The organism is Apolloniradiicaulis salifontis (genome assembly GCF_053756655.1).
In genome coordinates, this window is the sequence record NZ_CM132387.1 from 2,928,480 (window position 1) to 2,953,446 (window position 24,967).

Sequence of the window (24,967 nt, forward strand, 5' to 3'; positions counted from 1 at the left end):
TCTGTATCGTGCTTTCGCCCTAGAGCGCCGTGAAGCCGCCGTCCACCCGCATCTCCGAGCCGGTCACGTAGCTTGACGCGTCCGACAGGAGGTAAATCAGGGCGCCGAGATAGTCACGGGCTGACGCCATATTGGCCAGCCCCTCGTTCGCCGCCCCCCGGCGAAGCGGGATCTTGGCCGCGTAGGCGTTCAAGAACGCCTCGTCCTGACCGCCGAACACGCCGGCGAAAGTTAGAATGTTCGAGCGCACGTTCTTCGGACCCCAGTAGACCGCCAGATAGCGCGTCAGATTATAGAGTGCGCTTTTGGAGGCGCTGTAGGCGACTGGCTTGAAAAACACCTCGCCACGATCGCGGCGATACTGATACAGCGCCTGGTCAGGCGAGACCACGCCGTAGATTGAGCCGATATTGATGATCGAACCCGAGTTGCGACGCGCCATCGCGGCGCCGAATACCTGGCAACACAGGAACACGCCCTTGGTGTTCACGTCGAAGACACGATCCCAGCTGGCTTCGGGATAATCCTCGAACGGGCCGTTTTCCTCCGGCGGGCTGTCCGGCGGGCTGTCGATCGCGGCGTTGTTGATCAACCCGTCGGGCTCAAGGCCGCGGGCGCGGATGGTTTCGAGAGCCGCTTCCAGCGACTCCCGGCACGTGACGTCGGCCTCCACCACCAGCAGCCGGTCAGACCCGGCGTGAACGGGGAACATGTCCGCGACCATCGCCGCGGCCCCGGCGCGCTCGATGACCACCACATTGGCGCCGCGTTCAAGCAGCCCCTCCGCAAATGTCCGTCCAAGCTTTCCGTAGCCGCCGGTCAGGACAATGGTGCGCCCCTCCACCGAAAACAGCGCGTCGCTGTGCACGCTCATGCCCGGCCCTCCTCATTTTCGGCCTCGATGACCGCCGATATCAAATCGCAAATTTCCCTTACCGCGCCGTCACCACCGCGCCGGCTGGTGCGGAACGCGCCCAGGCCGTCGAGATCGGGGTGGGCGTCGGCGACGATGACCGGGAACGCCACGCGCGACAGCACCGCCAGATCATTGACGTCGTTTCCGACGAACGCGGCTTGCGTGAAATCCAGGCCGCGCTGCTCAAGCAGGGCGCCAAGCGCCCCGACCTTGTCCTCGACGCCCTGAACGCACATCAGTTTCAGCTTTTCGCAGCGCCGCGCGACCACCGGATTGATCTCGGTAGAGATCACCGCCATTCCAACACCGTGCGCGGCGAGCCGGCGCAGCCCGTAACCCTCCGCGCGCGAGCACACGACCGCCTCGCGGCCGTCTTCAAAGACGTAGACCCGATTGTCGGTCATCACGCCGTCAAAATCAAAACCGATGAACCGGATCGCGCCGGCCCTGGCGTCGAACGCCGCGCGCATGTCATCCATCGCCATTCGCCGCCCCCCGCCTCGGCAAGCCCGCCTCATACTCAAAGGCGGTCCCGGATAAAACACCCTCGCAGACCGCATCGAGCCCCGCGTCTGCGCCGGGCTCGGTCAGCTCGAAGGCCTGGTCGCTCAGCCGCACCTGTTCCCAGGCCTTCAGGGTCGGGTCACGGTCTTCCGGCTCGGTGAGTGCCGCGATGGGCATGCAGCGCCGGAAAAAGAAATGATAGGCGTAGCGGCGCGCCCGCTCTGTCGAGGCGGCGTCTAGGCGCCGGCAGGTCGCCGGGTCGGCTAGAAATGCGAGATACTCGTCCGGCGAACCTGCGTCGAAGCTGAAACCCTTGCCGCGCACCCAGGCTTCGCCTCCGACGATCACCGGAAGGCCCCAAGCGGCGAGTTCGACGGCCATCTTCGTGGCGTAGACCATCACCCGTTCCGCCGCGCGCGCGAGGTCGTAGGTGTTCATACCGTCGTTGGCGGAGACCACTCGCACATTCTCCGGGAGCGCGCCAAAACAGCTCTGGATCGCGGTGTGCAGCATTTCCCGGCTACGCGGCTGGTTCATGACCTCGCCGGGATGGCACCGCACCACGAGCTGGCGCTCGGGATGGTCGCAATACCAAGCCACGGTGTCCGCCGCCCAGTCGGCCATCTGTGTGTAGGCGGAGTCTTCATAATGCAGCCGGGCGTCCCAGCTCACGTTTGAAATCAGCACGTCGATCGGGCGGCTTGGGTCGAGCTCAAGATCCTGAATCACGGCCGCGGCGCCTTGCGCCGCCTCGCGCTGATACGTCACCCAACCCTGGTCGGGCCGTTCACGGGACTCCAGGTACTGCGTGAGCGCCGCATCTTCGTCTGCCGACAGCCGCCGGTTCCAGCGCGCTTCGGGCTCGCTTATCATAGCCCGGTGATAAGTGTCGCCGTGCTGCATCAAGATGCTGCGTGACCGGTAGGAGGGGTGCCATGTGGCCAGCTGAGCGCCGCAGGTGCGGGCGGCCTCGGCGATCAAACCCTGCGGGACGTAGACGCCGTGGTGAGCGAGTACGAAATCATAGCGCTTTTCACGAAAAAGCGCCTCGGACGCCATGGACGCCAGCCATGCGGCTTCCAGGTAGCGGCGATAGAGCCCTGTGAACTCAGCCGTGCCAGGCGGCGATGAAAGGCCCTCGAACCGTAGCGCACCGGCCAGCGCGTGCGTCGACAGCGGATCGACGCCGGACGGATCGGGCGCGCCCAGCCGGGCCTCGGCCGCCGCGCGCGACCGCTCGTCGTCGAGAACCCAATCGCTCAAATGGCGCACGGGCAACCCCAGAGGCGCCAGCCGGGAGTTTCCGCGCGCCGTGCAGGGGCCGCAGAAATCAGGCTGAGGCCCCTTGCGCAGGAAGCGCCCGCGGCTGGGGACATTGCCGTGATCGACAATCTGGCAGGCCGGGAGGATACCGTCGCAGAGCAAGAATTCGACCTGGGCTCCTCGGCGCGTCAGCGCGACCGCGATCAGGCTGTCGACCAGCCCGATCGCGTGCATCGCCCCGATGCTCGTCGCAACGAGGACACGCGGCCCCGATGCGCCGGACCGCACCCGCCTCCACTCATCGAGATGAGGCTCAAGCAGCTTATCCCAGCCCGGGCCCCCGAAGTCCTCAAACACGTTTCGCCGGTAATTGCGCCGCCATACCGGAGCGTATAGCGGCGTCGACCGGATTGTCGCCTTGAGAGTTCCGAGCATGCCTATGCCGGGCGCGCGCGTCACCCCTCGCCGAGGGCCTTGTCCGCGCTGGCCTGGTCACTGCCGACCACCTCAAAGGAGAAATCCTCCTCGGCCTTCACGCCGGCCTTCAGGGTCTGGCCGACAAAGAAGTCCTGGTAGTAAGGCGGCATGCCGTCGCCAGGCGACTTCAGCGCAATGTCCTTGTCGGTCAGGACGTGGCCGGAGGGCAGATCGTGCGCGGCCACCAGCTTCTTGCCCATCTTGATGAGCGGCTGGTGTTCGGACGGGTAGGTCCTCTTCTCGCCGTCGCCGAGCGAAATCGTCAACCGTTCCAGATCGCGGATCAGCTTGCTGAGACCCTGGGTCTCGAGTGAGAACGCCTGGTCGGTGCCCTTCCAGGCCCGGTTCAGCGTGAAGTGCTTTTCCAGCGCGCGCGCGCCGAGCATGTAGCTCGCCAGCCCCATGGCGATGCCGTTGTCGTGAGAAGAGAAGCCGATCGGAATGTCCTTGAAGCGCTCACGATAAGTCGTGATCACGTTCAAGTTCAGCTCTTCCCAGGTCGGGGGATAACCGGACGTGCACTGCATGATGCAGATATTCGGGTTGATCGGGTAAACCGCCTCATAGGCGCGCTCCACGTCGCGCATGCTGGCGCCGCCGGTGGAGATGAACATGGGCTTGCCCAGCGAAGCGACGTATTTGAGCAGCGGGATCGTTTTCAGGTCGCCGGACGCCATCTTGAAGGCGGGCATGTCGAGGTCCGCAAGGAAGTCTGCGCTGTTATAATCCCACGCAGTGGAGAAGAGGGTAATCCCCAACTCTTTGGAGTAGCGAACAAGTTCTTTCCACTCGTCCAGATCGAACTCAAGCGCCTCACGGTGAAGGCCGTAGGTTTCGGCATATGAGTTTTCTGAATTATAGGGAGAATTAAAAAATTCAGTTGTGTAAAGCTGACGATTGTCACGCTTCTGAAGCTTGACTGCATCGGCTCCAGCCTGATGAGCGGCCTTGAACAGGTCTTTGCACTTCTGCAGATCGCCTTCGTGATTTTGTCCGATCTCAGCAATTACATACATCTTGCTTTTTTCGTTGATGACGCGGCCATCAACGACTAGTTCCCGCTCGCTCATTTGGTCCACCCTACTTGATGTTTGCCCATTCCGATTAGGTTGGGCGTTTAGCCAAAAACGCACACTGAGGCAAGGCTGGTCTTTCCCCCGCTTCAACAGCTTGCAGTGATGGCGAGCCCGTCACACCAGACTCGGTTCACCCTACGCAGGATGAGGCGAATGAGGCGGATTCTGACGGGGCCGGCGGTCCTTGACGATGTCTTTTCAGGCGTGGATAAGCCAATGCGCCGAGCTCTGAATGGGACCGTAGTGAATGGACGACAAGATCAAACCGGTGATCCTTTGCGGCGGTAGCGGCACCCGCCTGTGGCCGTTGTCGACACCGCGCACGCCCAAGCAGTTCCTCCCGCTGTGCGGGTCGGCCAGCATGCTGGTCGACACGCTGAAGCGCATAGAGCGCAACGACATGTTCTCACGGCCGCTGGTGATCGGGTCGGAACGGCACCGTAACATCCTGCACGCGGAGGTCGGCACTCGCGCGCAGCTCCTGTTCGAACCCATGGGACGCAATTCCGCCGCTGCGGTGGCCACCGCAGCGCTGGTCGCAGATCCCGGCCATCTTGTTCTGATCATGCCGGCCGACCACGCCATCGCCGATCCCGATGCTTTTCACAACGCGATCAGCGCCGCCAGCGGCGCCGCGCGCGCCGGCAAGCTGATCACGTTCGGCATCACCGCCGACGCACCCGCCACCGGCTACGGGTATATTCAGGCGGCGGGGCCGCTCTTCAACGATCGCCCGACGCCGGTTGCGCGCTTTGTCGAGAAACCCGATCGTCAGACCGCCGAGCAATATCTGTCCGAGGGCGGCTATTTCTGGAACGGCGGCATCTTCCTGTTCCGGGCCGGCGCGATGATCGACGCGCTCGAGCGCTTCGCACCCTCTATTATCGCTGCGGTGCGCGCGGCCCTTGTCGGCGACCCCGGAGAGGAGCGCCTGGACCCTGATCTTTTCGCAAAGACCCCGTCGGACTCGATCGATTACGCTGTCATGGAGCACGCCGACAACATCCAGGTCATGCCGGTGGACATGGGATGGACCGATGTTGGCGACCATGACGCGCTTTTCTCGTTAATCGAAGCACGCAGCGGCTTGCGCCTCTCAGGGGCGGCGGCGGCCACCGGCGGCGACAACGTATTCATCCGTGCTCACGGCCCGGTGGTCGGCGTCCACGGCGTGTCCGACATCGCAGTGGTCGCCACGCGCGACGCGGTGTTGGTCACCCGGCGCGGTGAAGCCGCCGGTATCCGCAAGCTGGTGGAGCAGCTCACACTCACGCCGCAACGCGCCATGGTCAGCGAAGCCCTGCGCGGCGAGGTCGCCAGCTTCCTCGATCGCCTTCTCGGTCACTGGGCGGACATCGCCTGGGACCCCGAAAACGGCGGCTTCATTGAAGCGGCGGGCTCGGACGGGCGCCCCGTCCGCAACCTTTCCCGACGCGGGCGGATAGCTCCACGGCAGATTTTCACCTTCGCAGCCGCGCTTCAGGCGGGCTGGAACCCCGATGGCCGCGCGCGCGCCCTTGTGGACGACGGCCTGGCGTTCCTTGATGAGCGCGCCCGCTCGCCGCATGGAGGCTGGGCCCACAAGCTGTCTTCGCGCGGCAAGCCGGAGGATCCTCGGCGCGACCTTTATGACCATGCCTTCGTGGCGCTGGCCGCAGCCAAGGCGTTCTCGACGACCGGCGCGCCGCTGGCGCGGACGATCGCCGAAGAGGCGTTCGCCATCATCGACGGCGACATGCGCGACCTGGAGAATGGCGGCTGGTACGATCCTGAAACCGGCGATGGCGCCAAGCGCGCCAATCCTCATATGCACCTGCTGGAGGCGAGTCTCGCCTGGTTCGAGGCGAGCAACGACCAGGCCTCGCTGCGCCGCGCCGAGGAGATCGCCTGCCTTTTCGAGGAGTCGATGTTTGACGCGCGCACCGGAGCGGTCCTTGAAGTCTTCAGGCGCAATTGGGCGCGCTCGGATACGGCTCAGGGGCGGGTCGCGGAACCTGGCCATTGCTATGAATGGGCATACCTGCTGAGCGAGCTTGAGCGCCTCTCCGGCCGGGATACGTTGAGCTGGCGGCGCCGCCTGATCGGGTTCGCCGACCGGCACGGACGCAACGAGGATGGCTGCGCCTACGACGCTGTCTCCATCGACGGCAAACCGATCGCATCGAGCCGTCGGCTCTGGCCTCAGCTGGAAATGGTGCGGGCCCGGCTGTCCCACGCCGACACCGGCGCGCCCGGTCAGGCGGAGCGCGAACTCCAAGCGATCTTCAACACCTATCTCAAGGGCGGGCGCGAGCCGGTCTGGATAGACACGTACGACGCGGATGGCGAGCCGGTGGACGAACAGATGCCCGCAAGCATGCCCTACCACCTCATGACCGCGCTCGCGTGGGCCTTCAAGATCAAGAGCTGAGGGCCCGCTGCTCGCGAGCGGAGTGTCTTGAACGCCTATGCCTCCGCCGCGCCACGGTTGGTGCTGGCAAGCGGCGCTTCGGCCTGCTAGGCATCAGAGCTCTGCTTATCGGGAGTCTCCATGAATATCATGCACCTGGACCTGCAGGGCGCGGTCCTCATTGAAGGGGTGCGCCACCGCGACTCGCGCGGTTGGCTTGAGGAAATCTGGTCCGCCTCAAGGCTTTCGGACGCCGGATTCATGCAGAAGTTTGTTCAGGACAATCTTTCGTTCAGCGCCAGTGCAAGCACGCTGCGCGGCCTGCACTGCCAGACGCCTCCCGAGGCGCAGGGCAAGCTTGTCGGCGTGCTTTCCGGATCGATTCGCGACGTCATCGTCGATATGCGCCAAGGCTCGGCGAGTTACGGGCGCCATTTCGCGGTGACGCTTGACGCCGATCGTCCGGTCAGACTGTTTGCGCCGCCCGGGTTCCTCCATGGATTCGTGACGCTCGAGCCGAACACCCTCGTCCAGTACAAGGTCACGCGCGCCTACAGCCCGGCCCATGAGCGCTCCGTCGCCTGGAACGACCCTGATCTGGCGATCGATTGGGGCGTGGAGGCTCCAGTGCTTTCGGAGAAAGACGCTCGCGCGCCGCGCTTCGCTGAACTCGGTCCCCTCTTCGAAGACCCGGTGTCTTGAGCGGGCGGGCGTTCGTCACGGGCGGGGCCGGCTTCATCGGCTCAGCGCTATGCCTTGAACTCATCGAGGCAGGCGTTCCAGTGACCTGTTTCGATATACTCAGCTACGCTGCAGCGCCGGACACGGTGAGCGCGCTGACTGCGGCTGGCGTTGATTTCGTCAAAGGCGACATCCGCGATCGTGCGGCGCTTCGCGACGCCTTGAACGCGTGCCGGCCTGACATGATTTTCCATCTTGCAGCCGAGACTCACGTGGATCGGTCCATTGATGCGGCGGGCGTGTTCGTGGACACCAACGTCACCGGAACGCTCAACGTGCTGGAAGCGCTGCGGGCGCTTCGCGACGCTTATGCGCGGACCAGGACGCAGGCGCCGCGCCTCATCCATGTTTCGACCGACGAGGTGTTTGGCGCGCTCAGCGCTACGGATGCTCCATTCACTGAAACCACGCCCTACGATCCATCTTCACCCTACTCGGCGTCAAAGGCCGCAAGCGACCATCTTGTCCGCGCCTGGGCGCGCACCTACGGTCTGGACGTGTGCGTCTCCAATTGCTCGAACAATTACGGGCCACGGCAATTTCCCGAGAAGCTCATCCCCTTGATGATTCTCAACGCGGCGGAAGGCAAGCGCCTGCCCATATACGGAAACGGAACGAACCGCCGGGACTGGCTTCATGTCGAGGACCACGCTCGCGCTCTGCACTTGATCGCAACCTGCGGCGCGCCCGGACGGACCTATTGCATCGGGGGCGGCGCGGAGCGCAGCAATCTGGAGGTGGTCGAAACCCTTTGCGCCATTCTCGACGAACGCCGCCCGGCCTCAGCGCCCCATTCCCGGCTGATCGACTTTGTAGCGGACAGGCCAGGGCACGACTGGCGATACGCCATAGATGCGTCACGCGCCCGCGCGGAGCTTGGTTGGGCGCCGCGCGAAAACTTTGAAGACGGCCTTGCAGCTACGGTCGACTGGTATCTCGCCAATCCGCAATGGCTGGCGCCGCTCTTGAAGCAGTACGGCCGGGAAAGGCTGGGGCGGGCGTGATCGAGCGGCTTCTCATACTGGGAGAAACCGGCCAGCTGGCGCAGGCTCTTGCCCATGCTGCGCGGCGTATGGGCGTCAAACCGGTCCTGGCCGGCCGGGCGCGGGCCGATCTCGAGACGCGCGGACCGGTCAGCCGGCTGATCGAAGCCTGGCGGCCGCAAATCGTCATCAACGCCGCCGCCTACACCAATGTGGACAAGGCCGAACAGGAGCCCGAGCGCGCCCATGCCGTGAACGTGGAGGGCGCCGCCGAGGCGGCGCAGGCCTGCGCCAAAGCCGGCGCGCACTTCATTCACGTCTCCACCGACTATGTTTTCTCCGGCGGCGGCCCGCACGACGAGCGCTCGACGCCCACCCCGATCAGCGTCTATGGCGTTTCGAAGCTCGCCGGGGAGCGCGCCGTCCTCGACGCAGCGCCGGGGGCCGCGGTCGTTCGCGCAGCCGGCGTTTTCAGCGGGCGCGGCCAAGATTTCCCGAGCGCGATCTGGCGTCTCGCCCACAGGCCCGAGCCCATAAGGGTCGTCGAAGACCAGCTGGTGACCCCGGTCTTTGCGGATGATCTGGCGGAGCGCCTGCTGGCGCTCGCCGCGGCGCCCGATGCAAGCGGCGTGTTTCATTGCGGCGGCGCTCCAGGCGCCAGCTGGTGCGCGGTCGCTGACGAAGCGCTCGACGTCCTCGCCAAGGCGGGCGGCCCAGGCAGGCGCGCCGAAGCCATCCACAGCGCGCAGCTTCCCCGGCCGGCGCAACGCCCGTCTGATTCCCGCCTCTGTGGAACGCGCCTGACACAGGCAACCGGGCTTGAAGCGCCGGACTGGGCCCGATCACTTCACACTGCGCTCGCCCGCTGGCGCGAGATGGACTCGAAACAATGAATACAACCCCGATGAAAGGCGTTTTGCTTGCGGGCGGCCTCGGAACACGGCTCGCCCCGCTTACGACCGCCATTTCCAAGCAATTATTGCCGGTTTACGATAAACCATTGATCTACTATCCGCTCTCTACGCTGATGCTGGCGGGGATTCGCGAAATCTGTGTGGTGTCCTCCACCGATCACCTGCCGCTGTTTAAGCGCTTACTTGGCGACGGACGCGCCTGGGGTGTCGAGTTCGACTATGTCGAGCAGACGCGACCGGCCGGAATCGCCGAGGCGATGATCCTCGCAGAGGACTGGCTGGACGGCGCCTCCAGCATTCTCGCGCTTGGCGACAATCTCATCTACGCCAACGGGCTTACCGGGCTGCTCAGGGACGCGGCGGCCGATCTGTCCGGCGCCACCTGTCTGGCCTATCCGGTGCGCGACCCCCGGTCCTACGGTGTTGTCACATTCGATTCAGACGGCCGTCCGGTCGAGCTTGAGGAAAAGCCGCGCAAGCCAAAGAGCGAGTGGGCTGTGACCGGCCTGTATTTTTATGATTCGACGGCGCCGCGCCGCGCGCGGTCCCTGCGACCCTCAAAGCGCGGCGAGCTGGAGATCACCGATCTCAATCGATCCTATCTGGATGATGGACAATTGACGGTGATCCGCCTGCCGCGGGGCGCGACCTGGCTCGACACCGGAACGCTTGACGGCCTCGTGACCGCGGCTGAGTGGGTGCGCGCGACAGAGCGGCAACAAGGACTGAAAGTGGCCTGCCCTGAAGAGGTCGCGTTCAGAAACGGCTGGATCGACGCCGAGCAGCTCCGATCGCTTGGCAAGGCGATCAAGAACCAATACGGAGCCTTCCTGCGCAATCTTGCGGACCACCCGATCCTGTAATCTACAGGGGCGCCGGCAACCCATAAGCAGAGGCCGGCGCAAAGAGTACGGCCGACCATACGCAGCGCGACAAGATCGTTGGCCTGCGCGCCTCCATTGGACTGTTGCAGGCGGGAATATCATCGCTTGGCGCGCACACCCGCGATCAGGAGACAGCCACCTGTCACGTTCGTTCGAGCATCAAGGGTCTGCGGCGGCGTCCGTCCAGTCGTGCGGCGGCGCTCCGTGGTGACGAGGGGCCTAGAGTATGCCAGTAAAGAGCCGAACGCGTCGGCGCCAGGTCGGCGTCCGCCGTCGCGTCAGACATAGCGAAACCATCAATGACCGAAGCCTACTCTGAGCAGATCAGGGCTTACGCCCGCCGTTTCACCGATCGTCCCGCGCGCGTCCGGACCCTATCGCCCCATCTCGCCGCCCTGGAAGCTGAAGCCATCCACATCATGCGCGAGGTGGCGGCCGAGTTCGAGCATCCCGTCATGCTGTATTCGATCGGCAAGGACTCCACGGTGATGCTTCACCTGGCGATGAAGGCGTTCTGGCCGTCCACCCCCCCCTTTCCCTTCCTACACATCGACTCGCTCTGGGAATTCAAGGCCATGGGCGCCTTTCGCGACAAGCTGGCTGAAGCGCTGGGCATCGAGATGATCGTGCATGTGAATGAGGAAGGGCGCGAGCGCCGGATCGATCCCTTCGTCCATGGATCTGCGCTGCACACCCAGGTCATGCGGACCGACGGCCTTCTTCAGGCCCTGCGCGAAGGCAGGTATGACGCCGCCTTCGGCGGCGGGCGCCGCGACGAGGAGAAAAGCCGCGCCAAGGAGCGCATCTTCTCGTTTCGCAACGAGGCCCAAGCCTGGGATCCGCGCAATCAGCGCCCAGAACTCTGGCGGATTTTCAACACGCGGATCCGCAAGGGCGAGAACATCCGCGTCTTTCCGCTCTCCAACTGGACTGAAGTGGATATCTGGCAATACATCCTGGAAGAGCAGATCCCCATCGTGCCGCTCTACTTCGCCGGCGAGCGCCCGGTGGTGGAGCGCGACGGCACGCTGATCATGGTCGATGATGACCGGATGAAACTTGAACCTGGTGAGACGGCGCAGATGAGGAAGGTGCGGTTTCGCACGCTGGGCTGCTACCCACTGACAGGCGCGGTTGAGAGTGAGGCCGAGACGCTTGAGGACATCGTCCTGGAGATGCTCACAGCCCGCACGTCCGAGCGGGCCGGGCGGCTGATCGATTTCGACGAGGCCGGCTCCATGGAGAAGAAAAAGCGCGAGGGGTATTTTTAAATGGCCGACGGGGGTGCGCGCACCGAGCTCATGGAGCGTCTGACGCGGGCGGGCGAAGGCGGGGTGCTGCGCTTCATCACGTGCGGCTCGGTGGATGACGGCAAGTCCACCCTGATCGGACGCCTGCTCTACGATTCCAAGCTCTTGTTCGAAGATCAGATCGCAAGCCTGGAGCGCGACTCCAGAGCGCACGGAACCGTCGGCGAGGACATCGATTTCGCGCTTCTGCTGGACGGTCTGGAGGCCGAGCGCGAGCAGGGCATCACGATTGACGTGGCCTATCGCTTCTTCAACACCGAGAAGCGCAAATTCATCGTCGCCGACACGCCCGGCCACGAGCAGTACACCCGCAACATGGCCACCGGCGCCTCCACGGCCGATCTGGCCATCATTCTGGTGGACGCGCGCAAGGGCATGCTCACCCAGACCCGGCGCCACACCTATATCGCCGCCATGATGGATATCCGCCACGTGGTTCTGGCGGTGAACAAGATGGATCTGGTGAACCACTCGCGGGCACGCTTCCATGAGATCGTTTCGGACTATCTTGAAGTCGCAGAAGATCTCGGCTTCGCCTCCATCACGCCGGTGCCGATCTCGGCGCGCTACGGCGACAATATCTTCCAGCGCTCCGAGGCCATGAAATGGCACGACGGGCCGACTCTGATGGAGCACCTGGAACGGGTCGACACCCAGGCTGAGACCGAGGCCGACTTTCCGTTCCGCATGCCGGTTCAATGGGTGAATCGTCCCAATCTGGACTTTCGCGGCTTCGCCGGCACGATCGCAGCCGGCTCGGTGGCGCCCGGCGACGTCGTCGTCGTGGCTCATTCGGGCCAGACCGCCAGCGTGGCGCGCATCGTGACCGCCGACGGCGATCTGGACCAGGCCAGCGCAGGCCAGGCGGTGACCCTTGTTCTGGACCGCGAGATCGACATCGCTCGCGGCGACATGCTCGCCGATCCCGGCGCCCGCCCTGAAGTCTCCAGCCAGTTCGCCGCCGAGCTCCTGTGGATGGCCGAAGACGAGATGCTTCCTGGCCGGTCCTATCTGCTCAAGGCCGGCGGCCAGGTGACGCCGGCCTCGGTGACGACGCTGAAGCACAAGCTGAACGTCAACACGTTCGAAAAAGAGCCCGGCAAGAGCCTGAAACTCAATGAAATCGGCGTTTGCACCCTCAACAGCGCCAAGCCGATCGCCTTTGACCCCTATAGCCAGCAGCGCGAAACCGGATCCTTCATCCTCATCGACCGTTTCACCAATCAGACAGTGGCTGCGGGCATGATCGAGTTCTCGCTTCGGCGGGCCAGCAATGTCCACACCCACGCCATGGATGTGGACAAGGCCCGGCGCGCCGGAATGAAGGGGCAAAAGCCGGGGATCTTGTGGTTCACGGGTCTTTCCGGCGCGGGCAAGTCGACGATCGCCAATCTGGTGGAGCGCAAGCTCACCGAGGCCGGCCGTCACACCTATTCGCTCGACGGCGACAATGTGCGCCACGGGCTGAACAAGGATCTGGGCTTCACCGACGCCGACCGTGTCGAGAATATCCGCCGGATCGGTGAGGTGGCGCGTCTGATGGTGGACGCAGGTCTGATCGTCACCTGCTCCTTCATTTCGCCCTTCAGGTCCGAGCGCCAGATGGTTCGCGATCTGGTGACGGACGGCGAGTTCATCGAGGTGTTCGTGGATGCGCCCCTGGACGTCTGCATTCGGCGTGACCCCAAAGGGCTCTATAAGAAAGCGCAAGCTGGCGAGATCAAGAATTTCACCGGGTTCGACAGTCCCTATGAAGTTCCTGAAAGCCCGGAGCTCCATATCAGAACTGATCAGACGACGCCGGAACTTGCTGCCGAAGAGATCATCGAGCAGCTCATCAAGCTCGGCCTGATCGGCTGATCAAGGAGGCGGTCGCCATGAAAAAAGTTCGCAAGGCCGTTGTCCCCGTCGCAGGGCTTGGAACGCGTGTTTTACCGGCGACCAAGGTGGTGCCCAAGGAGATGCTGCCGGTTTTCGACCGGCCGGCGCTGCAATACGTCATCGACGAAGCCGTCGGGGCCGGGATCGAGCACTTCGTATTCGTCACCGGCCGGAACAAGGGCGCGATCGAGGACTATTTCGACGAGGCGTTCGAGCTGAATGCGACGCTTGAAGCCCAGGGCAAGACCGCGCTGCTGGACTCGCTTCGCGCCATCCTGCCCATCGCCGGCGCGTGCAGTTATGTCCGCCAGCAGGCGCCGCTCGGCCTTGGGCACGCCGTATGGTGCGCCCGTGACATTATCGGAGACGAGCCGTTCGCAGTCCTCCTGCCCGACATGATCATGGTCGACGATACGCCCTGCCTTAAACGCATGACCGACGCGCACGCCCAAACCGGGGGCAACATCATCGCCGTCGAGGAAATCCCGCGCGAAGATGTCTCTCGCTACGGGATTGTCGACCTTGGGGACGCTTACAGCGAAGGCCTGGATCGCCTAAGAGGCATGGTCGAAAAGCCCGCCGTCGCTGACGCGCCCTCCAATTTCATGATTTCCGGCCGCTATATTCTGGAGCCTGCAATCTTTGATCTGCTCGCCGAGCAGAAGGCCGGCGCAGGCGGTGAAATCCAGCTCACCGACGCGATGGTGCGGCTGATGGCCAAACGTGACTTCTTCGCGCTTCGGTTCGACGGTCGCACTTACGACACTGGATCCAAGCTTGGCTATCTTGAAGCGTTCGTGGCCCTGGCTCTGAAAAACGCCGATCATGGCGAGGAGGCGGCCGCCATGATCAAGCAATTCGCTCAAAGGCTAGCCTAGGCGGCGTCCTGCGCCGTCCGGCCGCCCCAGGCGATGAAGGGTCCGTTTTTATAGCCCTCGCCTGCTTTGGCGTACTCGAACATCGACCCGTCAGGGCGCGTAACGGCTCCGCCAGCGGCTGCGAGAACGGCATGGCCGGCGCCCGTGTCCCACTCCATCGTCGGTCCAAATCGCGGGTATATGTCCGCCGCGCCTTCCGCAACACGGCAGAATTTCAAGGATGACCCCGCCGAGATCGTCTCCGTCACGCCCTGGCTTTGCGCAAATTCGCGTGTCTGCGCGTCGGCGTGGGACCGGCTCATCACCGCGATCTTGCCGGTGGCGGGAGGGCGGCGCACGGCGATGGGCTCCAGCCTTAGCCGATCCATCCGGTCGCCAGGCTCGGCGGTTGCGGCCAAAGCCGTTTCACCACCGATAAACAGTCGTTTCAGCGCCGGCGCGTAGACGCAACCGGCGACGGGAACCCCATGCTCGACAAGGGCGATATTGATCGTGAACTCGCCGTTGCGAGCGATGAATTCCCGGGTGCCGTCCACGGGATCAACGAGGAGAAACCGGTCACCCGTCTTCGGTCGAACACCCGCAGAGAAACGCTCCTCGGCGAGCACCGGCGTCTGCGGCAGCAAGTCCTTCAGCCCCGCAAGGATCACCGCTTCGGCAAGGGTGTCCGCCTCGGTGACGGGTGAGCTATCGGCCTTGCGCTCCCGGGCGAAGTCGGTGGCGTAGACCTCCATGACCGGGATGGCGGCCTGCAAGCAGATGTCAGCGAACGCGGCCGCCAATTCATTGCGGGTCTGTGCCATGCACGCCCTCCCCATATCTGCGGTTCGCCCGGCCCCGACAGCTATTCCACGGTGACCGACTTTGCCAGATTTCTCGGCTGATCCACGTCGGTGCCCTTGTAGACGGCCACATGATAGGCGACCAGCTGTACGGCCACCGCACTCACCAGCGGCTGCAGGATGACGTGGGTGTCCGGCAGGATGATCACCCGGTGCACGTCCTCGGTCAGCTGCGCGGCGCCCCGCTGGTCGGTGATCGCAGTGACGCGTGCGCCGCGGCTCTTCACCTGCTGGATTGAAGAGCGGGTCTTGTCGAACTGGGCGTCGCTGGGGCAGATCACGATCACTGGCACACCGGCCTCCACCAGCGCGATGGGCCCGTGTTTCAGCTCGCCGGCGGCGTAACCCTCAGCATGTATATAGCTGATTTCCTTCAGCTTCAGCGCCGCTTCCAGCGCCATGGGGAAGGACGGCCCTCGGCCCAGATACAAGACCGTATGGTGCTCGGCGAGTTCGGGCGCCAGCGACTTGATGGCGTTCTCTTGTTCCAGCGCCTCGGCCACTCGCGTCGGCGCGCCAAGGATGGCCTCGGCAAGCTCGGCTTCGCGCGCTGCGTCCACATGGCCGCGCTGGCGCCCGGCCAGCACGGCGAGGCTGGCGAGCGCGGTGAGCTGACAGGTGAACGCCTTGGTGGAGGCGACACCGATCTCCGGCCCCGCAAGCGTGGGCAGGACCAGGCCGGCCTCGCGGGCCATGGTCGAATGGGGCGTGTTGGTCAGCGCCACGGTGGGCACGCCGGCCTGGACGCACAGGCGCATGGCCTCCAGCGTGTCGGCGGTCTCGCCCGATTGCGAGATGAAGAGCGCCAGGTCCCCGTCCATGAAAACCGGGTCGCGGTAGCGAAACTCAGAAGCGATTTCGACCTCGCACGCCAGCCGGCTCACCGAACCGAACCAGTAGCGCGCCACCTGTCCGGCGAAGGAGGCGGTGCCGCATCCCACGATCAGAAGCCGGTTGACCTTCGTGAAATCAAGCCCTTGAACCGGGTTGATCGTCCGCTTGACCGCATCGAAATAATGGCTGGCCGTGCGCCCGATCACGTCGGGCTGATCGTAGATTTCCTTCTCCATGAAATGGCGATAATTGCCGCGCTCGGCGGCCACGTGACTGGTGGGCGCGGGATGGCGGTCCCGGTCCACCCGGTCGCCGGCGCCGTTCAGGATGAGCGCTTCGCCAGCACGCATGACGGCGATGTCACCGTCTTTGAGATAAATCAGCGAGGTCGCCTCGCCGCTGAGCGCCAGCGGATCGGAGGCGATGAAACCCGCGCCCGCAGAGAGCCCCGCGATAAGCGGAGCTCCCTTGCGCGCGCCCATGAGCAGCCCGTCTTCACCGTCGATGATGATCGCCAGCGCGAACGCGCCGGTGAGCCTCTGGACCGAGGCTCGCACCGCCTCCACCGGCTCGGCGCCTCCGTCCAGGGCGGCGTCTATAAGATGGGCGACCACCTCGGTGTCGGTCTGGCTTTCAAATGTGCGCCCGTACCGCTCGAGCTCGGCCTTCAGCTCGCGGAAATTCTCGATGATGCCGTTATGGACCAGCGTGACACGGCCGGCGCGGTGGGGATGGGCGTTGCCTTCTGTGGCCGCACCATGGGTCGCCCAGCGGGTGTGACCAATCCCCAGGCGCGCCGCCGGCAGGTCGTGCGCCTTGTCGAACAGACCTTGCACCTTGCCTGCAGCCCTGATGCGCGTCACGCCGCCTTGCGCCGCCACGGCGATCCCGGCGGAATCATATCCGCGGTACTCAAGCCGGCGGAGGCCCTCCAGGATGATATCGCTGGCCAGGTCGTCGCCCACCACTCCGACAATTCCGCACATCAGGCCAATCCCCTGCTGGGTCTGTCGTGGCGCTAGCGCGAGCGTGACGCGCCAGGCCGTCCGACACTGAAATATTTAAAGCCGCGCGCCGCCATTTCCGCCGGATCATAGATGTTTCGCAGGTCCACGATCACCGGCTCGTTCAGGCAAGCCTTGATGCGGTCGAGATCCAGCGCCCGGAACTCGTTCCATTCGGTGATGAGCACGAGCGCGTCGGCGCCGTCCAGACACAGGTAGGGCCCGGTGGAGAAAATCACGCCGGGCAGAAGTTTTTCCGCCTCGTCCACGCCGGCCGGATCGAAGGCCCGAACCGTGGCGCCGGCGGCTTGCAGGGCGTGGATGATATCCAGGCTCGGCGCTTCGCGCATATCGTCGGTGTTCGGCTTGAAGGTAAGGCCAAGCACCGCGATCGTCTTGCCCGACACGTCGCCGCCGCAGGCCTCGATGACCTTTCCGGCCATGGCGCGTTTGCGCTTCGCGTTGATGTCGATCACCGTTTCGACAATGCGAAGCGGCGTGCCCGCCTCTTCCGCCGTGCGCGCCAGCGCCTGGGTGTCCTTGGGAAAGCATGAGCCGCCATAGCCCGGCCCGGCGTTCAGGAAGGTCTTCCCGATCCGGTTGTCAAAGCCGATCCCGCGCGCGACCTCCTGGACGTTGGCGCCCACCGACTCACACAGATCAGCCATCTCGTTGATGAAGGTGATCTTCATGGCGAGGAAGGCGTTCGCGGCGTACTTGATCAGCTCCGACGTGCGCCGCGCGGTGAACACGATCGGCGTCTCGTTGAGGAAAAGCGGACGGTACAGCTCGCGCATCACCGCCACAGCGCGGTCGTCTTCAGCGCCCACGACGACGCGGTCGGGGCGCTTGAAATCCTCGATCGCCGCGCCTTCACGCAGAAATTCGGGGTTGGACACCACGGCGAAATCCGCGTCGGGCCGGATTTCGCGGATGATGCGCTCCACCTCGTCGCCGGTGCCCACCGGCACGGTGGACTTGCTCACCACCACGGTGAAGCCGTCCATGACCCTGGCGATCTCCGCGGCCGCCGCGTAGACGTAGGTCAGATCCGCGTGGCCGTCTCCGCGCCGCGACGGCGTGCCCACCGCAATGAACACGACATCGGCGTCACGCACCGACTGGGTCAGGTCCGTGGCGAAATCCAGCCGGCCTTCGCGCACATTGCGCTCCACCAGCATGTCCAGGCCCGGCTCGTAGATCGGCACGCCGCCGGCCCGCAGCAGCTCGATCTTCTCGTCGACCTTGTCGATGCAGGTCACGTGGTGACCGAAATCGGCGAAACATGCACCCGATACGAGCCCGACATATCCCGTGCCGATCATTGCAACCCGCATGGTTTTTCACCTTCTCGTCTGCAGCTCTTGGCCGGCCGGCGCCGGCTACATCCCGTGACGCTGTTACACAGACATGGCCGCTGCGGCAATCATTGAGGTGCGGCCCGCCGCCATCACGGCGCCGGCGCGGGCCGCGAGGGCGGCTTTTTCAAGCCGGCTGACGCCTTCAGGGGCGCTTGAGGGGGCGGCGTCTCCAGGCCTGCCCGCCTTCAAGGGCTCAGGCGATGTCGGCCTTGGCGGCCTTCTGATCGTCCGCCGCCGGACCGGGCCGGTAGTGAATGAATCGATGCATCAGGATTTCGCGGATCAGCTTGGCGTCACGGGCATGGCAGGCCGCCTCCAGCCGCGCCACCAGCCCGTTGAGGACGGACGGGTCCAGCGGCTCGTCGGCTTCACGCAGGATCAACGGATGCTCGGTGCCGTCGGCGGCCTGAGTGATGAACAATTCCTCGCTGAGCTTCTCGCCGGGGCGCAGACCGGTAAAGGTCACCAGAATTTCGCGGCTGGCCGCCGTCGCGTCCTCCGCAAAGCGCGGGCGGTAGCCGGCCAGGCGGATCATGCGGCAGGCCAGATCGGTGATGCGCACGGGCTCGCCCATGCCCAGCACGAACACATCGCCGCCCCTGGTCAGCGCGCCGGCCTGGATGACAAGCTGCGCCGCCTCGCTGAGCGTCATGAAATAACGTGTCGCCTCATTGTGCGTGACCGTGACCGGTCCGCCGCGCTCGATCTGATCGCGAAACAGCGGGGCCACGGAGCCCGAGGAATCCAGCACGTTGCCGAACCGGACCACGGCGAACCTGGTGCCGGACTGGTTTTGCGCGAACGCCTTGCACACAAGTTCGGCCAGGCGCTTGCTGGCGCCCATGACATTGGCCGGGCGCACGGCCTTGTCGGTGGAGACCAGGACGAAGGTGGCCACGCCCGCCTTGACGGCCGCGCGCGCCAGTCGGGCCGTGCCCAGGGCGTTGTTGCGCACCGCGTCCACCGCATTGGTCTCCACCAGGGGCACATGCTTGTAAGCCGCCGTGTGGAACACCGCCTCCACATCGTGCTCGGCGAGGATCTGATGCATGCGGGTTTCGTCCTCGACCGTGCCGAGATGCCCGCTGACCCGTTCGTACAATTCTTCCGACTGGGCCCGCAGCTGCTGAAGGATGACGTAGAGCGCGTACTCGCTCTGCTCCACAAGGACCAGGCGGCGCGGCTTCAGCGCGATGATCTTGCGGCAGAGCTCGGACCCGATCGACCCGCCCGCGCCTGTGACCATGATGGAGCGTCCCGCGATCATCGGCTCGATCAGCTCGCGGCGCGCCGGCACTGGATCGCGGCCCAGAAGGTCCTCGGGCATGATCGCGCGGACCTGGCTCAACGGCGCCTTGCCGGACAGGATGTCATTGATGTCGGGCACTGTGCGCACGGTCTGCTCGAGCGGCTCGAGGCGATGCAGAATCTCTCGCCGCTTGCTGGCGCTGACCGACGGCATGGCCAGCATGATCGTATCGGCGTGAACGGTGCGCAGGACATCCACGATGTCGCGAGCGGGGAACACCGAGACGCCGCCGATGCGCTGACCGGACATCCAGGCGGCGTCGTCCACAAACGCCACCACCTGGTGGTGGCCGCGCTCCCGCAGAGCGGCGAGGAGCTGGCGTCCGGCTTCGCCGGCGCCGTAGATCAGCACCCGCTCGCGCTCACGGGTCTTGCGCTCGGACAGGAAGCTGCGCACCCAGACCCGGCCGCCGCCGGTGAGCGGGGTCAGGAAGGCCGCGAAGATGACCGCACCGCCCACGGGCACTTGCGTCACGCCCGCCAGGCTCGCCATGGCCATGACGGCGCCTCCGCACAGCGCCCCCAGCCCGCCGGCGCGCAGCAGATCAATGTCGCGGGCATAGGCGATCGGGCTGTAAAGGCTGGCGATGAAATGGGCCATCACCACGGCAGGCGCCTGAAGGATCAGCAGCAGGATGAAGCTGTTGTCGAAGGCGACGTTGAAATTGGTAAGGGCGTGCGTCGCCGCCAGCGCCAGCCACACGGCCAGTATGTCATAGCCGACCTTCAGGACCCGTTTTGACGGGCGGGGCAGCGTGACCAGCTTGCCGATCGCCGTTCGGATCTGACGTTGAGCTCTGACGCGCATGATGCGGAGCTGGTTCGACACGTTCAGTTCCCTCCAACTGAAGCTTTCCAAAATTCTCCCAGCAGGAGAGTTTCGGCCCAGGAGCGCACGCCGTTAAAGCCTATATGCCTCAAAACTAAAGCCTAAACCTTCCAGCTCAAAAGCAGCGTTCCAAAAATGCGACACCGCGAAAAAAAGCGTCCAGTCAGATCTCCTGGTCGAACGCGCCCACGGCGTCATGGCGCGCCAGCTCCGCCTTGATGTCGGCGAACACCGCGCGCATGTCGTCGGTGCTCTCAAGGCTCTCCACCACCACTACGAGATTGGGGGAGTTGCTGGATGCACGCACCAGCCCCCAGGCGCCGCCGTCCAGCGTGAAGCGCACGCCGTTGACGGTGTTGATGTCGATGATCTTGCGTCCCGCGATCGTCTCGCCGGCGTCGCGCCGGCTCTCATAGCGCGCCACGATTTTCTCGATCACGGCGTATTTCTTTTCGTCGTCGCAGGCCGGCGACATGGTCGGCGATCCATAGCTCACCGGCAGGGCGGCGAAGAGCTGCGACATGGTCTGGTCCGGATTGCGGTCGAGCATTTCCAGAATGACGCGCGCCGAAACAAGCGCATCGTCATAGCCGCGGCCGATGGGCGGCTGCAGGAAGTAATGTCCGGATTTTTCAAATCCGGCCAGGGCGCCCAGCTCGTTGGCCCGCCGCTTGATATAGGAATGGCCGGTCTTCCAGTACTGGGTCGTCGCGCCGTTGGCCTTCAGGACCGGATCGGTGGCGTAGAGACCGGTGGATTTCACATCCACCACAAAGGTCGCATCGACGAAATTGGCGGACAGGTCGCGGGCCAGCATCAGGCCCACCTTGTCGGCGAAGATCTCCGCGCCGGTTTCGTCCACCACGCCGCACCGGTCGCCGTCGCCATCAAAGGCCAGGCCAATGTCGGCGCCGGTCTCGCGAACCTTCGCCGAGACCGCGTGGAGCATCTTCATGTCTTCCGGGTTTGGATTATAGTTTGGAAAGGTGTGATCGAGCTCGCAATCCATCTCCACGACCTCGACGCCCATGGCGCGCAGCACGTCCGGAGAAAACGCGCCGGCGGTGCCGTTGCCGCAGGCCGCGACCACTTTCAGCTTGCGCTTGATCGCCGCGCCTTTGGCGACGTCGGCCTTGTAGGCCTCCGCAACGCCTTGCGCGCGAACATAGCCGCCGCCAGACCGTGTCACGCCCTGATCGTTCAGAACGATCTCCTTCAGGCGGCCCATCTCGTCGGGTCCGAAGGTGAGGGGGCGCTCGACGCCCATTTTCACCCCGGTCCAGCCGTTGGAGTTATGGCTCGCCGTCACCATCGCCACGCAGGGCGCATCCAGATGGAATTGCGCGAAATAAGCCATGGGCGAGACCGCCAGGCCGATATCGTGAACCTCGATCCCGGCCTGCATCAGCCCGACTTCCAGCGCCTGCTTCACGCCCAGTGAATAGCCGCGGAAATCATGCCCGGTGACGATCTTCGGCGCTTTGCCCAGCTCATGGATCAGCGTGCCGAGCCCCAGCCCCAGCGCCTGGATCCCGTACAGATTGATTTGCGGCGGCTTGTCGGACCCGGGATGGCCGAACCACCAGCGCGCGTCATACTCGCGAAACCCTGTGGGCGCGACAAACGCCTCGGTCTCGAACAGCCAGGTGTTCGGCTTCGCTTCCAGTTGCATTCAAGTCCCCCTCAAGAGTGGCGCGGCGCGTCAGCTTACCCCGATACGCAGCAGATCATGGATATGCAGGAGGCCCACCGGCGCTCCGCCAGGCTCGCAGACAAAAAGCTGGGTGATCTTGCGATCGCCCTCGGTCATCAGGCGCATGGCGTCCGAGGCCAGGGCACCGCGCACCACCGTGGCGGGGTTGCGCGTCATCACCGCGTCCACCCGTTTCGACGGCAGCGAGGCGTCCATGTGGCGGCGCAGATCGCCGTCGGTGACGATACCCACAAGGCGCCCGTCGGCGCCGACGACGCCGACGCAACCGAAACCCTTGGCGCTCATTTCGATCAGCGCCGCGCCCATCGTGTCGCCTTCCTGCGCCAGCGGCATCATCGCACCGGCGTGCATGACATCGTCCACGCGCGCCAGCGCCGCGCCGAGCGCGCCGCCGGGATGATAGCGGGCGAAGTCCTTCGCGGTGAAGCCGCGCGCCTCGATCAGCGCCACGGCGAGCGCGTCGCCCAGCGCCATCATCAGCGTCGTCGAGGTGGTGGGCGCGCGCGTCTCCCCGCACGCCTCGGGCGCGTCGGGTATGGACAGAAGAATGTCGGCGGCGCGCGCGAGCGTGCTATCCGGTTTGGCGGTCATCGCGATCAGCGGAATCGAGAAGCGCCGGCAATAGGCGATCATGTCGCTCAGCTCGCGCGTTTCGCCCGATTTGGACAGCGCGATGACGCAATCATCCTTGGTGATCATCCCCAGATCACCGTGACTGGCCTCGGCGGGGTGGACGTAGAGCGCCGGCGTTCCCGTGGAGGCCAGCGTCGCCGCGATCTTGCGCGCCACATGGCCGGACTTGCCAAGGCCCGCTGCGATCACTCGGCCCTTGAGGGTCTGCACAACACGGACCGCCTGGACCGCCGCGTCGTCAAGCGCGGCCGAGAGGCTCTCAAGCCCCTCCAGCTCCAGGCGCAAAGTGTTGCGCATGGAGGCCAAAACCGAAGTGGCGGATCTGGGGTCTTTGCTGGGATCGCTGGGAGTCATGGGAGCGGGTTACACCACCCGCGCGCCGGGAGCGCAAGCGCCGCCATCGGCGACCGAGCGCCATCGCGCGGCGTCACGCCATCGCAGCAGCCAGGTGCGGCGTCACAAACTCGATGAAACGCTGCAGGGTCTCCGCGGTCTCCATCTCCACAATGCGCTCGGGCTGCTTTCCCCCCGGCTGACTGAGATAAAAGACACATTCGTCGGAGCCGACCGCCAACTCTTCTGTAAAGCGAGCAACCAACCTGTCCAGGGTTTGCGCTTCGATATCGTCGGCTAAAGTCAACGTCACCCGTTGCATGAGAAGCCCCCCAAAAAGCTTCAAACCTGTCTCGTAGCCCGGAACTGTGCGCTCTTTAGGCTTGGCCTGCAAGGGCCGCGCCATGATCCTTTAAAGTTTCCTAATCATCTGCGTGCGAGCGCCGCAGCCCGGCCCGCGCCCAGATGCGGCGTCGGCGCGGTCTCGACGCGGGGGCCGGGTGCGGCTAAACCCGCATGGCTGCAGACATCCACCGCCAAGGCGCAAAACCAAGGGGCCGCCATGACCCGTCTCGTCCTCACCCGACACGGCGAAAGCCGCTGGAATCTGGAAAACCGGTTCACCGGCTGGGTCGATGTGGACCTGACCGAGGTCGGCGAGGCTCAGGCGCTGCACGGCGGCCAGTTGATGAAGGCGGAAGGCTTCGAGCCGGACTTCGCCTTCACCAGCGTCTTGAAGCGCGCCATACGCACCCTCTGGATCGGGCTGGAGGCCATCGACCGGGTCTGGGTCCCGGTGGAGAAGTCCTGGCGGCTGAACGAGCGCCATTACGGCGCGCTCACCGGCCTGAACAAGGCGGAGACCGCCGCCGAGCACGGCGAGGACCAGGTGAAGATCTGGCGGCGCTCCTACGACACCCCGCCGCCGTCGCTGAACGTGGACGACCGGCGCCATCCCCGCTTTGATCCACGCTACGCCGCGCTGGATCGCGACGCCCTGCCGGCGACGGAGAGCCTCAAGCTCACCCGCGAGCGGGTCGCGCCCTATTTTGCCGACATCATCGCGCCCAAGCTAGAAGCCGGTTCCGACGTCCTGATCTCCGCCCACGGTAATTCGCTGCGCGCCTTGCTCATGGAACTGTTCGCGGTGTCGCCGGACGACATCATGGGGTTTGAATTCCCCACCGGAAACCCGCTGATGATCGAGCTTTCCGGCGTGAAGCCCACCCGCGTGCGCTATCTCGACGAATCGCGCGCCAACCCGCTGCCTCCCTGCCCTTAAGCGCGATGGACGCTTGCGAACCGGACGATCTGCGCTTTATGGACGCCGCCCTGGCGCTGGCCTATGCGGCGCTGGGATCCACCGCGCCCAATCCGGCGGTGGGCTGCGTGATCGTTAAGGCGGGCCGGGTGATCGGCGCCGCCGCCACCGCCAGAGGCGGGCGGCCCCATGCGGAAACGCAGGCGCTGGAGCAGGCCGGCTCTGACGCAGGCGGCGCCCGCGTTTACGTGACCCTTGAGCCTTGCTCTCATTACGGAAAGACCCCGCCCTGCGCCGAGGCGTTGATCCTTGCGAGGCCCGCCGTGGTGATCATCGCCTGCACCGATCCGTTTGAGGCCGTGGCCGGGCGCGGCGCGGCGATGCTGCGCGAGGCCGGGATCGAGGTGGTGGAGGGCGTGCGGCGCGCAGAGGCGGAAGCGCTCAACACAGGCTTCTTCACCCGGCTCAAGACCGGGCGCCCGCTTGTGGTGCGGGACCCGCGCCGCGCGCTGTTTGACGCCGATCTCGCCTTTGAGCCGGGCGAGAGCGAGGCTGACGCCCTGTTCCGCCTTGGCGCGCTAGGCCTCACCCGGGTCCGACGGCCCTAGCCGGGCAACGCAGCGTTAACGCTA

21 protein-coding genes are annotated in these 24,967 nt (G+C 64.9%); 10 read left to right on the plus strand and 11 right to left on the minus strand.

The window, feature by feature from the left end; all coding sequences use genetic code 11:
• Positions 1-19 precede the first annotated feature (19 nt).
• The 4 genes from ACWCOP_RS13880 to ACWCOP_RS13895 are packed head-to-tail and all read right to left on the minus strand — an operon-like array spanning position 20 to position 4,230.
• Positions 20-874, minus strand: a complete 855-nt coding sequence (locus ACWCOP_RS13880; RefSeq protein WP_478248882.1) for an SDR family oxidoreductase — start codon at positions 872-874, stop codon at positions 20-22.
• Entirely contained in the window at positions 871-1,401 is a 531-nt protein-coding gene (locus ACWCOP_RS13885; RefSeq protein ID WP_478248883.1) for a KdsC family phosphatase, read from the minus strand. Before ACWCOP_RS13885 ends, ACWCOP_RS13880 begins: the two co-directional genes overlap by 4 nt.
• The gene (locus ACWCOP_RS13890) at positions 1,388-3,142 is read right to left on the minus strand and encodes a hypothetical protein (protein WP_478248884.1); all 1,755 of its coding nucleotides are present in this window, start codon (positions 3,140-3,142) and stop codon (positions 1,388-1,390) included. The genes ACWCOP_RS13885 and ACWCOP_RS13890 overlap by 14 nt, the downstream gene beginning before the upstream one ends.
• Entirely contained in the window at positions 3,139-4,230 is a 1,092-nt protein-coding gene (locus tag ACWCOP_RS13895; protein WP_478248885.1) for an N-acetylneuraminate synthase family protein, read from the minus strand. Before ACWCOP_RS13895 ends, ACWCOP_RS13890 begins: the two co-directional genes overlap by 4 nt.
• Before the next feature lie 253 nt (positions 4,231-4,483).
• Between ACWCOP_RS13895 and ACWCOP_RS13900 the strand changes: the two genes are divergently transcribed.
• The 8 genes from ACWCOP_RS13900 (at position 4,484) to galU (ending at position 14,216) form a co-directional block, all read left to right on the plus strand.
• Positions 4,484-6,646, plus strand: coding sequence for an AGE family epimerase/isomerase (locus ACWCOP_RS13900; protein ID WP_478248886.1), 2,163 nt, complete (start codon positions 4,484-4,486; stop codon positions 6,644-6,646).
• Positions 6,647-6,766: 120 nt separating this feature from the next.
• Positions 6,767-7,327, plus strand: a complete 561-nt coding sequence (gene rfbC / locus ACWCOP_RS13905; protein ID WP_478248887.1) for a dTDP-4-dehydrorhamnose 3,5-epimerase — start codon at positions 6,767-6,769, stop codon at positions 7,325-7,327.
• Positions 7,324-8,370, plus strand: a complete 1,047-nt coding sequence (rfbB, locus tag ACWCOP_RS13910; protein WP_478248888.1) for a dTDP-glucose 4,6-dehydratase — start codon at positions 7,324-7,326, stop codon at positions 8,368-8,370. Before rfbC ends, rfbB begins: the two co-directional genes overlap by 4 nt.
• Positions 8,367-9,242, plus strand: a complete 876-nt coding sequence (rfbD, locus tag ACWCOP_RS13915) for a dTDP-4-dehydrorhamnose reductase (RefSeq protein ID WP_478248889.1) — start codon at positions 8,367-8,369, stop codon at positions 9,240-9,242. Before rfbB ends, rfbD begins: the two co-directional genes overlap by 4 nt.
• Positions 9,239-10,126, plus strand: a complete 888-nt coding sequence (gene rfbA / locus ACWCOP_RS13920) for a glucose-1-phosphate thymidylyltransferase RfbA (protein ID WP_478248890.1) — start codon at positions 9,239-9,241, stop codon at positions 10,124-10,126. The genes rfbD and rfbA overlap by 4 nt, the downstream gene beginning before the upstream one ends.
• A gap of 440 nt (positions 10,127-10,566) precedes the next feature.
• Positions 10,567-11,418: a sulfate adenylyltransferase subunit CysD gene (cysD, locus tag ACWCOP_RS13925; RefSeq protein ID WP_478250696.1), complete on the plus strand. Its 852-nt coding sequence runs from the start codon at positions 10,567-10,569 to the stop codon at positions 11,416-11,418.
• Positions 11,419-13,317: a sulfate adenylyltransferase subunit CysN gene (cysN, locus tag ACWCOP_RS13930; RefSeq protein WP_478248891.1), complete on the plus strand. Its 1,899-nt coding sequence runs from the start codon at positions 11,419-11,421 to the stop codon at positions 13,315-13,317. It begins immediately after the preceding gene.
• Between the two features lie 17 nt (positions 13,318-13,334).
• Positions 13,335-14,216 carry a UTP--glucose-1-phosphate uridylyltransferase GalU gene (galU, locus tag ACWCOP_RS13935; protein WP_478248892.1) on the plus strand — a complete coding sequence of 294 codons (882 nt, stop codon included), beginning with the start codon at positions 13,335-13,337 and terminating at the stop codon, positions 14,214-14,216.
• Here the strand turns inward: galU and cysQ are convergent.
• From cysQ to ACWCOP_RS13970, 7 genes are all read right to left on the minus strand, one after another.
• Entirely contained in the window at positions 14,213-15,019 is an 807-nt protein-coding gene (gene cysQ, locus ACWCOP_RS13940; protein ID WP_478248893.1) for a 3'(2'),5'-bisphosphate nucleotidase CysQ, read from the minus strand. The two genes, galU and cysQ, sit on opposite strands and share 4 nt — an antisense overlap.
• A gap of 41 nt (positions 15,020-15,060) precedes the next feature.
• A complete protein-coding gene (gene glmS, locus ACWCOP_RS13945; RefSeq protein WP_478248894.1) occupies positions 15,061-16,878 on the minus strand; it encodes a glutamine--fructose-6-phosphate transaminase (isomerizing) in 1,818 nt (605 codons plus the stop codon).
• Positions 16,879-16,910: 32 nt separating this feature from the next.
• The gene (locus ACWCOP_RS13950) at positions 16,911-18,233 is read right to left on the minus strand and encodes a UDP-glucose dehydrogenase family protein (protein WP_478248895.1); all 1,323 of its coding nucleotides are present in this window, start codon (positions 18,231-18,233) and stop codon (positions 16,911-16,913) included.
• Between the two features lie 217 nt (positions 18,234-18,450).
• Positions 18,451-20,394, minus strand: a complete 1,944-nt coding sequence (locus ACWCOP_RS13955; protein WP_478248896.1) for a polysaccharide biosynthesis protein — start codon at positions 20,392-20,394, stop codon at positions 18,451-18,453.
• 163 nt (positions 20,395-20,557) lie between these two features.
• Positions 20,558-22,066: a phosphomannomutase/phosphoglucomutase gene (locus tag ACWCOP_RS13960; protein WP_478248897.1), complete on the minus strand. Its 1,509-nt coding sequence runs from the start codon at positions 22,064-22,066 to the stop codon at positions 20,558-20,560.
• 30 nt (positions 22,067-22,096) lie between these two features.
• The gene (locus ACWCOP_RS13965) at positions 22,097-23,038 is read right to left on the minus strand and encodes a KpsF/GutQ family sugar-phosphate isomerase (RefSeq protein ID WP_478248898.1); all 942 of its coding nucleotides are present in this window, start codon (positions 23,036-23,038) and stop codon (positions 22,097-22,099) included.
• A 130-nt stretch (positions 23,039-23,168) separates the two neighbouring features.
• Positions 23,169-23,468, minus strand: coding sequence for a hypothetical protein (locus ACWCOP_RS13970; protein WP_478248899.1), 300 nt, complete (start codon positions 23,466-23,468; stop codon positions 23,169-23,171).
• Between the two features lie 168 nt (positions 23,469-23,636).
• Between ACWCOP_RS13970 and gpmA the strand changes: the two genes are divergently transcribed.
• A complete protein-coding gene (gene gpmA, locus ACWCOP_RS13975) occupies positions 23,637-24,356 on the plus strand; it encodes a 2,3-diphosphoglycerate-dependent phosphoglycerate mutase (protein WP_478248900.1) in 720 nt (239 codons plus the stop codon).
• Between the two features lie 5 nt (positions 24,357-24,361).
• Complete coding sequence (gene ribD / locus ACWCOP_RS13980; protein WP_478248901.1) at positions 24,362-24,943, plus strand: bifunctional diaminohydroxyphosphoribosylaminopyrimidine deaminase/5-amino-6-(5-phosphoribosylamino)uracil reductase RibD; 582 nt, start codon at positions 24,362-24,364, stop codon at positions 24,941-24,943.
• Positions 24,944-24,967 lie beyond the last annotated feature (24 nt).